The sequence below is a fragment of the Streptomyces sp. NPDC058086 genome (genome assembly GCF_042885015.1).
Lineage (GTDB): Bacteria > Actinomycetota > Actinomycetes > Streptomycetales > Streptomycetaceae > Streptomyces.
Genome location: NZ_JBHVST010000091.1, coordinates 31,657 through 46,713, shown reverse-complemented (window position 1 = coordinate 46,713; position 15,057 = coordinate 31,657). Strand labels below are relative to the sequence as shown.

The 15,057-nt window shown below is 70.3% G+C and carries 10 protein-coding genes; 7 read left to right on the top strand and 3 right to left on the bottom strand.

What is annotated here, in order from left to right; genetic code table 11:
* Nucleotides 1-278: 278 nt before the first annotated feature.
* From ACFVWD_RS43845 to ACFVWD_RS43825, 5 genes are all read left to right on the top strand, one after another.
* Nucleotides 279-1,220: an ABC transporter ATP-binding protein gene (locus ACFVWD_RS43845; RefSeq protein WP_389603585.1), complete on the top strand. Its 942-nt coding sequence runs from the start codon at nucleotides 279-281 to the stop codon at nucleotides 1,218-1,220.
* Nucleotides 1,217-2,575, top strand: a complete 1,359-nt coding sequence (locus ACFVWD_RS43840; protein WP_389603583.1) for an ABC transporter permease — start codon at nucleotides 1,217-1,219, stop codon at nucleotides 2,573-2,575. Before ACFVWD_RS43845 ends, ACFVWD_RS43840 begins: the two co-directional genes overlap by 4 nt.
* Nucleotides 2,576-2,579: 4 nt before the next feature.
* Nucleotides 2,580-5,333: an alkaline phosphatase family protein gene (locus tag ACFVWD_RS43835; protein ID WP_389603581.1), complete on the top strand. Its 2,754-nt coding sequence runs from the start codon at nucleotides 2,580-2,582 to the stop codon at nucleotides 5,331-5,333.
* Between the two features lie 226 nt (nucleotides 5,334-5,559).
* Nucleotides 5,560-6,540 (top strand): ATP-binding cassette domain-containing protein, encoded by a 981-nt coding sequence (locus tag ACFVWD_RS43830; protein WP_389603579.1) that lies wholly within the window; start codon nucleotides 5,560-5,562, stop codon nucleotides 6,538-6,540.
* A complete protein-coding gene (locus tag ACFVWD_RS43825; protein ID WP_389603578.1) occupies nucleotides 6,537-7,328 on the top strand; it encodes an ABC transporter permease in 792 nt (263 codons plus the stop codon). Before ACFVWD_RS43830 ends, ACFVWD_RS43825 begins: the two co-directional genes overlap by 4 nt.
* Here the strand turns inward: ACFVWD_RS43825 and ACFVWD_RS43820 are convergent.
* A complete protein-coding gene (locus tag ACFVWD_RS43820; RefSeq protein ID WP_389603576.1) occupies nucleotides 7,309-10,443 on the bottom strand; it encodes an ATP-binding protein in 3,135 nt (1,044 codons plus the stop codon). The genes ACFVWD_RS43825 and ACFVWD_RS43820 overlap by 20 nt on opposite strands.
* 224 nt (nucleotides 10,444-10,667) lie before the next feature.
* The gene (locus ACFVWD_RS43815) at nucleotides 10,668-11,720 is read right to left on the bottom strand and encodes an aldo/keto reductase (protein ID WP_389603574.1); all 1,053 of its coding nucleotides are present in this window, start codon (nucleotides 11,718-11,720) and stop codon (nucleotides 10,668-10,670) included.
* 271 nt (nucleotides 11,721-11,991) lie between these two features.
* Between ACFVWD_RS43815 and cpt the strand changes: the two genes are divergently transcribed.
* Complete coding sequence (cpt, locus tag ACFVWD_RS43810; RefSeq protein WP_389603573.1) at nucleotides 11,992-12,513, top strand: chloramphenicol phosphotransferase CPT; 522 nt, start codon at nucleotides 11,992-11,994, stop codon at nucleotides 12,511-12,513.
* A 213-nt stretch (nucleotides 12,514-12,726) separates the two neighbouring features.
* On the opposite strand, the gene ACFVWD_RS43805 is transcribed toward cpt, so the two are convergent.
* Complete coding sequence (locus tag ACFVWD_RS43805; protein WP_389603571.1) at nucleotides 12,727-13,644, bottom strand: LysR family transcriptional regulator; 918 nt, start codon at nucleotides 13,642-13,644, stop codon at nucleotides 12,727-12,729.
* Between the two features lie 100 nt (nucleotides 13,645-13,744).
* On the opposite strand from ACFVWD_RS43805, the gene ACFVWD_RS43800 reads away from it, so the two are divergent.
* Nucleotides 13,745-14,761 carry an NADP-dependent oxidoreductase gene (locus ACFVWD_RS43800; RefSeq protein ID WP_389603570.1) on the top strand — a complete coding sequence of 339 codons (1,017 nt, stop codon included), beginning with the start codon at nucleotides 13,745-13,747 and terminating at the stop codon, nucleotides 14,759-14,761.
* Nucleotides 14,762-15,057: the final 296 nt, after the last annotated feature.

Here is a 15,057-nt window from a genome sequence, read left to right as displayed (position 1 = left end):
GCGGCCACCACGCCCACGCCGACACAGTGGCAGCCACCAACGTCCTACGGGCCGGGCTGGTCCGCCGCAACGCCAACCCGGCATAGCGAGAAGCCACCGGCTTCAGCCGGGGGAGGAGTCACAGGAACGGTTGCCCAACTCTGGCTCGATGCTGACCATTTTGTGCACCCGGACTTGCCGACGCCTTGACGATCCGTTTCCTGCATGTTCAACCAGCCGCCTGTGCCTGCGTTGTGTGCCGTCCCTAAGGTCCCTGAGTGTTTCGGAAGAAGGGGCTCATGGACACACCACTCGCAGTCCAGGCTCGCGGGATCACCAAGTGTTTCGGCGACGTCGTGGCACTCGACGGCGTCGATCTGGAGGTGGCGCAGGGGCAGATCCACGGCCTGGTCGGACCGAACGGCGCCGGCAAGACGACGCTGCTCGGTCTCCTGCTGGGCCTGGCCGTCGCCGACAGCGGCCGCCTCGAGATCCTGGGCACGCCGCTCAGGCGTGCGCTCGCCGCCCCCGACGGTGTCGCCGGCTTCGTGGACGGGCCCGGCCTCTACCCCTCGCTCACCGCCCGGCAGAACCTCGCCGCGCTGGCCGCTCTGCGAGGCCGCGACGCACGTACCGCGGGGGTCGACGAGGTGCTCGACCAGGTCGGGCTCACCGATGTCGCCGACGACCAGGCCCGCGGCTTCTCCCTCGGCATGCGTCAACGGCTCGGCCTCGCCGCCGCCCTGCTCACCAAGCCCCGGCTGCTCGTGCTCGACGAACCGTCCAACGGCCTCGACCCGGCCGGTAAAAGGCACGTACACGGTGTCCTCACCCGGCTCGCGGCGGACGGAACCAGCGTCGTGCTCTCCAGCCACCGCATGGACGACCTCCAGGCACTGTGCTCCGAGGCCACCATCGTCGCCACCGGACGGGTCGTCTTCACCGGCCCGCTGAGCAAGCTGGCCGCCGAGAACCGTGAACTCGACTACCGGATGCTCACCTCCGACCCGCAGGCCGCCCGCCAACTGGCCCTCGACACGGCCGGAATCCGCGTCGTCGACGACACCGGGGCACGGCACGACGCCGAGGTGCTCGTCGTACGCGCGCCGGTGCCCGCCCTCGACGAACTGGTGGTGCGGATCGTGCAGGCGGGCATCGCGTTGCGCGAACTCGCCCCCCTGGTGTCGCCGCTCGAAGCCGCGTTCCTCGCCCTCACCGAGCAGAAGGAGAACGGCCGGTGACCGCGACCATCGCCGACGACAACGTTGCCGCAGCCCGCCGCGTCTCGGTTCCGCGCGCCTACCGCTTCGAGCTGGTCAAGCTGGTCTCGCAATGGCGGATCCGCCTGCTGGTCCTCGCCTGCTGGATCGCGCCGGCGCTCTTCGTCGCCGCGGTGAGCCAGCAGAGCACGCTCCCCTCCGACACCCTCTTCGGCCGCTGGATGCACGCCACCGGGTGGGCCGGAGCGCTGGTGATGCTCGGCTTCGCGGGCACCTGGGCGCTCCCGCTGCTGACCTCCCTCGTCGCGGGCGACGTCTTCGCCTCCGAGGACCGGCTCGGCACCTGGCGCCACCTGCTCGTGGCGGTCCGCTCGCCCAGGCGGATCTTCGCCGCGAAGGCACTGGCCAGCCTCACCGTCATCCTGCTGCTCGTGGCAGGGCTGGCCTGTTCCAGCACGGCCGGCGGGATCGTCGCGGTCGGCAACCAGCCGCTGGCAGGACTCGACGGCCACCTGCTGACGCCGGCGGACGCCGCCGGCAAGGTCCTGCTCGCCTGGGTCTGCGTACTCGCCCCGACCCTGGCCCTCGCCGCGATCGGACTGCTCGGGTCCGTCACGCTGGGGCGGTCCCCGATGGGTCTGCTGCTGCCCGCGCTCGTCGCGCTCGCGATGCAGCTCGCCCAGATGATGCCGCTGCCCGTCGCCGTACGCCTCGCCCTGCCCAGCTACGCCTTCATCGCCTGGAACGGTCTGTTCACCAGCCCCACGCAGCTCGGCCCGCTCCTGATCGGCATCGTGGTCAGCCTGCTGTGGGCGGTGACCGCAAGCGTGCTGGCCTACGTGCTTTTCCTGCGGCGCGACTTCACCAACCCGACCTACGACGGCTCGGGGCGCCGCGCGGTTACCGCCGGAGTCCTGCCGCTCGTCGGGCTGGTCGCCGTCACGGTCGCGGTGCTCGCCTCGGCGACCGGGGCCACGGGCTCGGGGATCGAGCAGGACAAAGTGCAGCGCTCGGTCGCCACGGCGTTCGCCCACCTCTATCGCCTGCAAACCGAGCAACTCAACCGTCCCGCCGTCACGGAAGCGCAATTGAAGGCCACGGCGACGTGCGACAAGGGCAGCGTCAAGGTCGCCGTCGCGGGGCCGGGCAACGACTGGCGTTGCGTCGTGTCCTGGCATCTCCCTGGCGTCGAGGTCGTGGGGACGGCGATCTACCAGCTCGACGTCACACCTGACGGTCGTTTCATGGCCGACGGCGACGGACCGAAGGAAGTGAACGGCTACTTCCTGGTCCGCACCCCGACCGGGGACGCACCCAACCCGCTTTGGCAGTTCGACGGCAACGTCGACCTGCTCGACACCGCCCCGAAGGGATAACTCCATGCAGGTAGCACGGCAGCGTCGGAGTATCGAGAAGGAACAGATCAACCTTTTTGGCAGACGCTTCGGCCGCCGGAGCACTCTGGTAGCGGCGGGCATCGCTGTGGCCCTCGCCGTCACGGGCACCGCTGTTGCCTCGACGAGCCAGTTCGGCACCCAGCAGGTCGGCCAGGTCACCGCTCACGGCCAGGTCATCTCGAGCGACCAGTACATCGCCCCGTACGGCAGCCGCACCGTCATCAACAACGGCAAGATCATGTCGTCCTCGGTCAGCCCGGACGGCAGCCATCTCGCGGCCTCGATCGCCGACGGTGATGCGTCGCTGGTGGTCATGGACCTCGAGACCGGGCAGGTGAAGCAGCGCGTCGGCACCGCCTCGACGGACGACCTGCGCATCACGAGCGGCGCCGTCGGCCAGGAGGGCCCGACGTACTCGCCCGATGGTTCGCAGCTGTGGTTGGGCCAGAGCGACGGCTACACCAGGTTCACCGTGAACTCGGACGGCACCCTCGCCAACCCGACGACCATCTCGATCCCGGCCGACGGCTCCAAGCACGCACTGGTGGGTGCCGCGGTGTTCTCGGCCGACGGCTCCACCGTGTACTCCGCGGTCAACGGCCAGAACCGGGTGGCCGCCATTGACGCGGCGACCGGGACCATCAAGCAGAGCTGGGCCGTTGGCAACGCACCCCGCGGCATCGCCGTGGTCGGCAACAAGCTCTACGTCAGCAACGAGGGCGGGCGCCCGGCCAAGGCCGGCGACACCACGATCAACTCCTACGGCACCCAGGTTCCGGCCAACCCGCAGACCGGTGCCACCACCACCGGCACGGTCAGTGTCATCGACCTGGCGGACCCGACCGCAGCCGTCGGGAGCATCGACGTCGGTCTGCACCCGACGGCCCTGTACGCCAAGAACGGGGCGGTGTTCGTCACCAACACCGCCGACAACAATGTGTCGGTCATCGACACCCGCAAGAACAACGTCGTACAGACCATCGCCACCCAGCCGTGGCCGGAGGCATCGGTGGGCTACGAGCCCAACGCGGTGACGCTCACCGACGACGGCCGTCTGCTGGTGACGCTCGGCCGCGCCAACGCCGTCGCCGTCTACCGCTACAAGTCCCCGCAGGAGCCCGCCAGTTACGTCGGCCTGCTCCCGACGGACTACTTCCCCGCGGAGATCACCACCGTGGGCAAGAAGGTGGTCGTCTCCAACACCCGTGGTATCGACGCCCGCCGCCCCACCAACAAGGCCGGGCACGGCACCCACGACACGACGTCGAGCCTGACACAGTTCACCCTGCCGGACGACAGCGTCATCAGGTCCCAGACGGGCAAGGTCTTCCGACAGAACGGCTGGACCCGCGGCTCGGTCTCGCTGGCCCACGGCAAGGGCAACCAGAAGCCGGTACCGGTCCCGGCGCGGCTCGGCGCTCCCTCGACGATCAAGCACGTCTTCATGATCGTCAAGGAGAACCGGACCTACGACCAGGTCTTCGGTGACATGCCGCAGGGCAACGGCGACCCGTCGGTGACGCAGTTCGGCGAGAACGTGACGCCGAACCAGCACGCGCTGGCTTCGCAGTTCGGGCTGTACGACAACACCTACGACATCGGCACGAACTCCGCCGAGGGTCACAACTGGCTGATGCAGGCCGACGACCCGGAGTACACCGAGTCCTCGGCCGGTGAGTACACGCGCAGCTACGACACCGAGGACGACGCTCTCGGCCACCAGAAGTCCGGCTTCATCTGGACGGGTGCGCAGGTGGCTGGGAAGTCCGTCAAGGACTTCGGCGAGTTCCAGTCGTTCGAGAGCAAGCCGACCGGCGCGTCCTGGCAGAACCTGTACTGCGACACCAAGAACATGGAGGCGACCGGGCAGGACACCGCCTACCCCATTCAAACGGGCTCGGCGATCCCGTCGCTCAACAAGGTGTCGGTGCCCGGCTTCCCCCTGTTCGACACCAGCATCCCGGACATCTACAAGGAGCAGATCTGGAAGCAGGACTTCGAGAAGAACGGTCCGGCGAACCTGAACATGTTCTGGCTCTCCAACGACCACACCGGTGGTCCGGCGAACGCGGCCGCTCAGGTCGCGGACAACGACCTCGCGGTCGGACGGATGGTCGACGAGATCTCGCACAGCAAGTACTGGAAGGACTCGGCGATCTTCGTCGTCGAGGACGACTCCCAGGCAGGCCTCGACCACGTCGACGGCCACCGTGCCCCGATCCAGATCATCAGCCCCTGGGCGCAGCACGGCACCGTCGACAGCCACTACTACTCGCAGATCACGATGATCCGGACCATCGAGCAGATCCTCGGGATCCATCCGATGAACCAGAAGGACAGCGCGGCCAGCCCGATGCGGGGGGCGTTCACCCAGCACACCGACTTCACGCCGTTCAAGGCGCTGCCCAACCGGACCTCGCTGACCGACGGCCTGAAGACCCCGCCCGCCTGCGGCGTGGACACCCCGGCGCCGCAGGACCCCAGTGCAGCGGCCGTGCCCTCGGCAAAGGTGCCGGCGGGCAAGCAGGCACTCGCGGCGAAGTGGGAGGAATGGAAGACGCACCAGCGGCTGACCGGGCCGGGTGCCATTCCCGACTTCGCGAACCCCGCACAGATGAACCACTTCACGTGGTACCAGACACATGGGTGGACGAAGCCCTACCCCGGCGAGGACAAGATCTTCGCGCCCAAGGACGTCCCGGGCGCCTACATCCCCTCCTCGGAGTCCGACGGCTGACGCAGGCTCATCGCGTCAAGGGGCCCCTGGCCGGCGTCACCGCCGTCCAGGGGCCCCTTCTGTCCCCACGCGAGCCGAGTTCGCGCTCCTCGTGGTCGAAGTCCGCCGGGCCCGAAGTCCCGCCACCGCGCGGAGGCAACAAGGCATTGCCCTCCGCCGCCCGGTTCCAGGGCACTGAAACCACCGTGAAACCGCGCTGAATGCGCCCTGGCGCAACCTCCTCGGCATGACGACAACGACAACGCACTCACTCGCCATCGCGGCCAAGGGGCTGCGCAAGGCCTACGGGGACAAAGTCGTGCTCGACGGCATCGACCTGGCGGTGCCGACCGGCACCGTCTTCTCCCTGCTCGGCCCGAACGGCGCCGGCAAGACCACGGCCGTGAAGATCCTCTCCACCCTCATCACCGCCGACGCCGGCGACCTGCACGTCGGCGGCCACGACCTGGCCGTCGACCCGCGGGCCGTGCGGGCCGCGATCGGCGTCACCGGGCAGTTCTCCGCCGTCGACGGCCTGATCACCGGCGAGGAGAACATGCTCCTCATGGCGGACCTGCACCACCTCTCCCGCAGCGAGGGCCGCCGTACCGCCGCCGAACTCCTTGAGCGCTTCGACCTCACCGAGGCCGCGAAGAAGCCCGCCCAGAGCTACTCCGGCGGCATGAAGCGCCGCCTCGACCTCGCCATGACCCTCGTCGGCGACCCGCGGATCATCTTCCTTGACGAGCCGACCACCGGCCTCGACCCGCGCGCTCGCCACAACATGTGGGGGATCATCCGGGAGCTGGTCTCCGGCGGCGTCACCGTCTTCCTCACCACCCAGTACCTTGAGGAGGCCGACGAACTCGCCGACCGCATCGCCGTGCTCAACGACGGCAGGATCGCCGCCGAGGGCACCGCCGAGGAGCTGAAGCGGCTCATCCCGGGCGGACACGTCCGGCTCCGCTTCACCGACCCGGCCGCGTACCAGTCCGCCGCCGTCGCCCTGCGCGAGGTCGCCCGCGACGACGAGGCACTGGCACTGCAGATCCCCAGCGGCGGCAGCCAGCGCGAGCTGCGCTCCATTCTCGACTGGCTGGAGTCGACCGGCATCGAGGCGGACGAGCTGACCGTGCACACCCCCGACCTCGACGACGTGTTCTTCGCCCTGACCGGCGCCACCAACGTGCCCAGCCAGCCCAACCAGTCCAAGGAGACTGTCCGATGAGCGCCCTCTCCCTCGCCGTCCGCGACTCGTCCACGATGCTGCGCCGCAATCTGCTGCACGCGTGGCGCTACCCATCCGGAACCCTGAACCTGCTGCTCACGCCGATCATGCTGCTGCTGCTCTTCGTCTACATCTTCGGCGACGTGATGAGCGCGGGCATCGGTGGCGGCGGCGCGGACCGCTCCGAGTACATCGCCTACATCGTCCCGGGCATCCTGATGATGACCATCGGCGGCACCGTGATCGGGGCCGCGGTGTACGTCGCCACCGACATGAACGAGGGCCTCATCGCCCGCTTCCGCACGATGGCGATCCACCGCGGGTCCGTGCTCATCGGGCACGTCGTCGGCAGCGTGCTGCAGTGCATCGCCAGCGTGGTCCTCGTCGGCGCCGTCGCCGTGGCCATCGGCTTCCGGTCCACCGACGCCACGGTCCTGGAGTGGCTGGCGGCGTTCGGGCTGCTCACGCTGTTCGCCCTGGCGCTCACCTGGATCGCGGTCGGGATGGGCCTGGCCAGCCCGAACGCCGAGGCGGCCGCAAACAGTGCACAGCCGCTGATCCTCCTGCCGCTCATCTCGAGCGCCTTCATCCCGGCCGACACGATGCCGGGCTGGTTCCAGCCGATCGCCGAGTACCAGCCGTTCACACCGGCCATCGAGACCCTGCGCGGACTGCTGCTCGGTACCGAGATCGGCAACAACGGGTGGATCGCGATCGCTTGGTGCGTCGGCCTGGCCGCGCTCGGCTACCGCTGGTCGATGGCGTCGTTCAACCGCGACCCGAAGTAGCCGCCATGACAGCGCGGGCTGCCTCCCGCAACTCGTCCCGCTCCAGGGCGGTGTACTCCGACACCGCGTCGGCGTACGCCGCCCTGTCGGCATCCTCGGCAGCCTTGCGGGCGCGGTCCGCCGACATCGTCGGCTGGAACTCGCGCGGCACCCCCAGCCGTTCGGCCAGCGCGATCATCCGTACGGCACCGGTGTCGCCGGACGCGAGCCCCACCATGCCGAGGGCATGCAGCATCGTCCCGAACAAGGGGAGTTCGGAGGGCGAGCCGACCGGATCGCAGAGCAGCGTCCGCAGCCGCTGCCGCAACCGGTCGGCCAACTCCGCGACCAGCCCGAGTCGGTCGGCATGCGCGTGCGCCGTCACCGCCACCGACTGGATCAGGAACACCCACGGGTCGATCCGGGCGTCATCGCCGCGTATCGAGCCGGCCGCGAGCATGCGCTCCACGACGCCGCGCCACAGGCCGAGCCCGACCTCCGTCAGTCCGCGGGCGAGGGCGATCTCGGCGCGCCCACAGAGGTCGGGCCGGTAGAAGTCGTCCTGCTGCGGGGTGTTGTCGCTCTCCGCCTGCCGCAGCCAGTCCTCGGCCTCGTCGGTCTCGCCGCGCTGCAGGCAGGCGAAGACGAGGAGCGAGCGGATGCTGATGTAGTCGTGCCCGTCGCCGAGCCGCGGCAGCACCTTGAGCGCCGCCTTGAGATGTTCGTACGCTTCCTCCCCCCGCCCCGTCCGCAGGCACAGCTCGCTCAGCCGGGAATGCACCATGAGCTGAACGGACGGATTGTCGACCGGCGCCAGTCCCACGACCATCCGGCGGGCCGAGACGAGCGCGCGGTCGATGTCGTGCTCGAACTCCCAGACGTAGCAGGCGACGCACTCGGCGATGCCGGAGAGCAGCGGCCGCTCGCTGCCGTCCTCACCCTCGCAGAGTCCCCGCAGCACGTCGTAGTCGGGAGGCCGTATCTCGGGGATCGCGCTCAGCACGACCGCGGTGGCTCGCATCAGTGTGTCCGGCGGGGCCGGGGGCAGCCGCCGGAGAGTGACCAGCTGGCGTATGGCGCGCGGACCGGGGCCCATGAACACGGTCGCCGTGCCCAACACCGCGGCGGTGCGCGCGACTTCGACGTATTCGGGCTCGGGGTGGTAGTGCGACAGCGGCGGGCCGGTGTCCGCGGCGAGGGCGGCGAGGCGGGGAAAGTTGGTGCCGGTGGACCACAGACTGGCGAGGACGGCGGTGAGGGCGGCGGTGGCGGGGTTGTCCGTACGGGCCAGGGCGTGCCGCAGGGCCAGCACGAGGTTGTCCTGCTCGGCCTTGATCCGCTCCCAGGCGGCCTGCGAATCCGAGCCGAAGGGCGCATCGTGGTACGCGACCCCGAAGTCACGCGCCCAGACGAGGAACCGGCCGACGGCCTCCTCGTCCTCGCCCGCCTCCTCACGCCGGGCCGCGCTGAACTCCCGTACGGTCTCCAGCATCCGGAACCGCACGCCGGCCGGGGTGTCGGCGACGGTGAGCAGCGACTGATCGGCCAGCTGCTCAAGGAGGAACAGCGCATCCTCGCCGAGGACCTGCTCCGCCGCTTCGCCCAGGAAGCCGCCGGGGAAGACGGACAGTGTGCGCAGCGCCGCCCGGGCGTCCTCCGTGAGCAGGTTCCAGCTCCACTCCACGACCGCGTGCAGCGTGCGGTGGCGCTCCGGCACGCCCCGCACCCCGCCGCGCAGCAGCGCGAACCGGTCGCCGAGGCGGCGGGCGATCTCCGGTACCGAAAGGACCCGCACCCGCGCCGCGGCCAGCTCCACGGCGAGCGGCAGCCCGTCGAGGTGGCGGCACAACTCGGCCACCGCGTCCGGCGGCAGCTCCACGCCGGGCCGGGCGGCCCGGGCCCGCTGGGTGAACAGCTCGATGGAGATGTCGAGACCGAGCTCGGGCAGCGCGTACACCGCTTCCGATGTGAGGCCCAGCGAGGCCCGGCTGGTGGCGAGCACCCGCAGGTCCTTCGAGGACGAGACCAGGGCCTGTACGAGGTCGGCGGCTCCCCGGACGACCTGCTCGCAGTTGTCCAGCACCACCAGCGCGGACCCGGAGCCGAGCACGCCCAGGATGCCGGACACCGGGTCGGCCGAGCTGGGGCCGCCCATGGCGCCGACGCCGAGCGCGGAGGCCACCTCCGCGGCCACGTCCTCGTCCGCGGTGACGCCGGCGAGCGGCACGAAATACACCACGCGCTGCTCGGCCCGGCGGCTGACGGCGTGCGCGAGCCGGGTCTTGCCGAGGCCGCCGGGGCCGACGACGGTGACGGCGCGGGAGACACGCAGCAGCCGCTCCACCGCCGCGATGTCCTCGTCCCGGCCGAGCAGCGGGTTCGGCTCGTGCGGCACACCGTGCCTGACCACAGGGGCCTCGCCGCGCAACAGCTCCTGCTGTACGGCCTTGAGCCCGGCGCCCGGATCCGTGCCGAGCGTCTCGCGCAGCTCACGGCGGTACGCCTCGTACCGCATCAGCGCGGCGGACGGGCCCGCCGTCGCCGCCTCACCGCGCAACAGCGCGGCGAGCACTTCCTCGTCGCGCGGATGCTCCGAGGCCGCGACGGCCAGCGGCCCGGCCGCCTCCGCATGCCGCCCCAGCCGGGCCAGCGCGAGCGCCCGCGTGCGTACGAGCGTGCCGCGGACGGGGGCGCGCTCGGTGCGCAGCGCGGCCAGGGGGTCGTCGGTGCTGCCGGCCCCGTCAGGAGTGCCCTCCCACAGGGCGAGCCCGGCCTCGGCCGCGGCCAGCGATCCCGCGTGGTCCCCGGCCCTGGCCCGGTCCGCGCCGGCGGCGGCGTGCAGCAGCAGGGCGGAGCTGTCGACCTGGTCCTCGGCGAGGGTGAGCCGGTATCCGGTCGGCGTGCTCGCGAGGACGTCGGCGCCCAGCTGCGCCCGCGCCCTGGACACGAGGACCTGCACCGCCTTTCCCGGCCGCTCCGGCAGTTCGTCCGGCCACAGCCCTGCCACCAGCCGCTCGGTGCTGCAGCCCGTGCGCAAGTCGCCCGCGAGCAGCGCGAGGAGGCCGCGGAGCCGGGGCGCGGTGATCTCCTGTCCGCGATAGGCGACACGTGGCAGCAGGGTCAGGTCGGTGGTCACCCGTGCAGATTAGCCAAGGCGTCGGCTGCCGGAACTCCCGCCGCAGGCCGAACTCCCACCGCCCGGTCAGCCCCGCCCCATGCGCGCCCGGCTCGGGCCTCGGCCGAGGGACCTCCGGCCGCGCAGGGCGGTGCGGGGGCAGCGGGCGAGGGTGACGGTGACGGGCTGGTCGGGGCAGCTGCTGAGGGCCATGACAGCGGGACCTGCCCAGCGGGGGGCGGACGTCAGGACGGCCGGCTCTTGGGCCGTCGACGGGACTCCGGTTGCAGCGCCGGGTACGGGAGGAAGTGGTCGACCCCTGGCATGTCGCTACCTGGGGGAACGACCTTGTCGACGGCGTCGAGTACGTCCGTGCCGAGGCGGACGTCCGCCGCGGACAGAGCGTCCTCCAGGTGCTGCATGGTGCGGGGCCCGATGATGGTCGAGGTGATCGCGGGATGGTTGCCGACGAACGCCAGAGCCAGCTCGGTCAGCGACAGGCCCGCCTGCCCGGCGATCTCACGCAGGGCGTCCAGAGCGTCGAAACGGGCAGGTGAGGCAAGGTCGTCGGCGTCGCTGACGCTCCCTTGCATGAAGCGGCCGCCCGGGTCGAACCGCGAACCCGCCGACGGCTGTTCGCCGCGCCGGTACTTGCCGGTCAGCCAGCCGCCCGCGAGCGGGCTCCACGAGATCACCGCCATCCGGTGCCGTTGACAGGCCGGCAGCACCGACTGCTCCACCGACCGCGCGAAGACCGAATACTGCGGCTGCTCACACACGAACCGCCCGCTCCCGCTCCGGGAGGCGGCCCACTGGGCCTCGACGATCCATTCCGCGGGGAATGACGACGACCCCAGGTAGAGCACTTTGCCCTGGCGCACGAGGTCGGTCAGCGCGCCGAGGGTCTCCTCCAGGTCGGTGTCCCAGTCGGGCTTGTGCACCTGGTACAGGTCGATGTGGTCGGTACCGAGCCGGCGGAGGCTGTCCTCGACCGCCCGCACGATCCAACGCCGGGAGCCGCCCCGCATGTTGCGGTCCTCGCCCATCGGATAGAAGCACTTGGTCGCGAGCAGCACCTCGTCACGACGTGATTTCACCGCCTGACCGACGATGCGTTCGCTCTCGCCGCGGGAGTACACGTCGGCCGTGTCGATGAAGTTGATCCCTGCGTCCAGGGCACGGTTGATGATCCGTGCACACTCGTCGTGGTCGGGATTCCCGAACGTGCCGAACATCATCGCGCCGAGACACTGGCTGCTCACCTCGACACCGGTCGTACCGAGCTTGCGATAGTCCACGCGATTCCTTCCGTTCAGGCACGCACCCAGCAAGGGCGCCCCGGCCAGGTGCCGTCGCCGTGCGCTCCACCCCGTCTGTGAAATGCTGTTCTACCTATACCAGAATGTCATTCTCAACGACCAGTGTGTCTACGACCCGTCTCCGCCGTCGGGAGACGCACCCGGCGACGGTCGGTGGCCGGACACTGGGTTGTGGCAGCAGAGCAGTGTGCGCCGAAATTCGTTTCGTGCCGTCTCGGAAGCGCCTTACCGTGGCGCGGTGACGACTCGAATGATCATTCTCAACGGTGGTTCCAGCTCGGGGAAGTCCGGGATCGTACGGTGTCTGCAGGCCGTACTGCCGGATCCGTGGCTGGCGTTCGGGTGCGACTCGTTTGTCGACGCCATGCCCGCGAAGATGCAGGCGTCGCACGAGGGAATCGTGTTCGCGGCGGATGGCGAGGTGAGCGTCGGGGCGGACTTCCGGGCGCTGGAGGCTGCCTGGATGGAGGGCGTTGTGGCGATGGCCCGAGCAGGCGCCAGAGTCATCATCGATGACGTCTTCCTCGGCGGAGCGGCATCCCAGAAGCGGTGGCAGAGGGCTCTGGGCGGACTGGATGTGTTGTGGGTCGGCGTCAGGTGTGAGAGTGCGGTCGCCGCAGGCCGTGAGGTCGCACGAGGAGACCGCATCCAGGGGATGGCCGCGTCGCAGACGGACGCGGTTCACGAGGGGGTGCTCTATGACCTGGAGGTGGACACGACGCATACGGAGTCCCTGGTGTGTGCGCGAACCGTCGCCGCCCACGTCAGCTGATCGCAGGATCGACTCCCGGCTCCCGGCTCCCGACTGCCCGGCCGGCAGCCGCAGGCCGCTCAAGCTGCGGCGGCGCTGGACCGGCCTGCCCAGCGGATGTCGTACAGGCCGCCGACCGCGCCCAGCCGTGGAAGAAGCCGTGCGAGGCGCCTCGGAAGAAGGTCGTGGCACACCACGACTGCCTTCGCGAGGCAGTTCGCCCACTCGACCTGATCAAGCCTCGTCGCTGAGAAGGCTCACACCCTGCGGGACCGTCGCCCGTAGTTCCCTCACCAAGGCGCGCACGACAGCGGATCCGGCCAGTTCGGAGGTGGTGACATAGCCGACCTGGCGTGTCGGGCGCTCGGGGCCGAGATCGGTGATGCCGACCGAGTTCGGCGCTCCGACCAAGGACAGTGCCGGCATGATCGCCATTCCGTGACCTCCGCTCACCAAGGAGAGCACCGCTCCGTCGTCCTCCGCCTCGACGGTTGCCTTCGGGATCCAGTCCTGTGCGGCCCACCAGCCGCGGGTGTGCGAGCCACAGCTCTCGGCCCAGTCGACCAGCGGCAGCGAGCGTGGGGCGGCGTGACCCGTCGCGTGCACCAGGGCATACGGCTCTTCAAGGAGTCCGCTCGCGATCAGACCCGGTGGAAGCGGCACGGAGCCGCCCAGCGCGGCGATCGCTATGTCGGCCTTCCCGTCGGCCACTTCGCCCGCGGTGCCCCGCCCCACCTCACGTACGATCCGCACCCGCGGCTCGATCCCGGGGTGCCGGGCGCGCAGCCGCTGCAGGACGGGCGGCAGCAGGTGGAGAGCCGCGCTGCGGAAGGCCGCGATCCGCAGCGGCCCCTCCGCAGCTCCGGGCCGGGCCGCGCCGCGCGCCTCGGCGGTCAGGACGTCCAGCAGACGCAGGATGCGGCGGGCGTGCGCGACGGCCTTCTCTCCGGCAGGGGTGGGGCGGGCTCCGGTGCGGCCGCGTTCGAAGAGGACGGCACCGATCTTGCGCTCGCTGCCGCGAACCGAGTGGGAGACGGCGGACTGGGTCAGACCGAGTGTGTCGGCCGCGGCCGAGAAGCCGCCGGTGTCCGCGACCGCCACCAGGACGCGCAGTTCCTGCGGGGCGAGATCGGAGTCGGTCGTGCGGGCCACGGGGTGCTCACCTCAACGTATGAGAACTGCTCATGGAACGGTGTGTCGCATGAGCCCAACCGGCTGCCCAGGCGGCGCATTCCCGCCCTACGGTCCGGGCATGAACGAGACCGCGCTCACCGTGCACCAGACCGCCCGCCCCCACGGTTTTCCCACCGCCGAGCACTTCGCCTTCGTCGAATCCACGCTTCCCGACCCCGCAGTCGGCAGCGCGCTCGTGGAAAACCTCTACTGGTCCGTCGACCCCTACCACCGCGAGATGATGGACGACGTGCCCGGCGGCTTCACGCTCGACGCACCGCTGGAGGGCCGCACCATCGGGCGGGTGATCGCCTCGCGCACGCCTCGGCTGACCGAGGGCGAGATCGTGTTCCACCGGCAGGGCTGGCGCACGCACGCGGTGGTCAAGTCCGAGGAGATCCGGCAGCTGCCCCGCTTCGACGGGGTGCCCCTGACCGCGTACTTGAGCACTCTCGGCGGCACCGGCCTGACCGCCTATGTGGGCCTGACCCGGATCGCCCGACTCCAGGAGGGGGAGGACCTGTTCGTGTCGGCCGCCGCGGGCGGGGTCGGCACGGCGACCGGGCGGTTCGCCAGACTGCTCGGCGCCGGACGGCTCGTGGGCAGTGCGGGCTCGGCGGCGAAGGCCGGCCACCTCACACGGGAGGTGGGCTATGACGCCGTCTTCGACTACCACGACGGGCCCGCCGCCGACCTGCTCGGCAAGGTCGCGCCGGGCGGCATCGACGTGTTCGTCGACAACGTCGGCGGCGAGCAACTGGCCGCGGCGGTGGGAGCGCTGCGCGAGTTCGGGCGCATCGTCCGCGTCGGCACGATCAGCCAGTACAACACCCCCGACGCGCCGTCACCGCGCTTCAACTACGCGGACATCGTGGAGAAGAGCCTCCGCATGGAGGGCTTCCTGGTCAGCAACTACCGTGACATGCAGGAGGAGTTGTACGAGTTCGCGGTGCCGCATCTGCAGAGCGGCCGACTCGCTCTGGACGAGACGGTGGTTGACGGTTTCGAGCGCATCGTGGACGCGTTCCTGGGAATGCTGCGCGGCGAGAACACCGGCAAGATCATCGTGCGAGACCGCACACGAGCCCGTCCGTGAACTGGCACCCAGACTCCGGTGTCGTGAGGGGAATCCGTGCCCCTCAGGTCACCAAAGAACTCGGTATCGCGGAGCGGCGCCACTTCCAGGACCTCGGCACTGCTGTGTGAAGTGCCACCTGTCTGTCAGTAGCCCTGTGCCACTTCTGCGCCACCAACGACACATAGCGTGGCTGCTGGACCAGTGTGGCGTTGGGACGGCGCGAAGTCTCGCACCCAGCGGCACGCGAGTCGTTCGGCCACGAGGCCGGTCGCGGTCTCGGTGAGCTGCCCCATCTCGCCCGGCCGCCCGCGCGG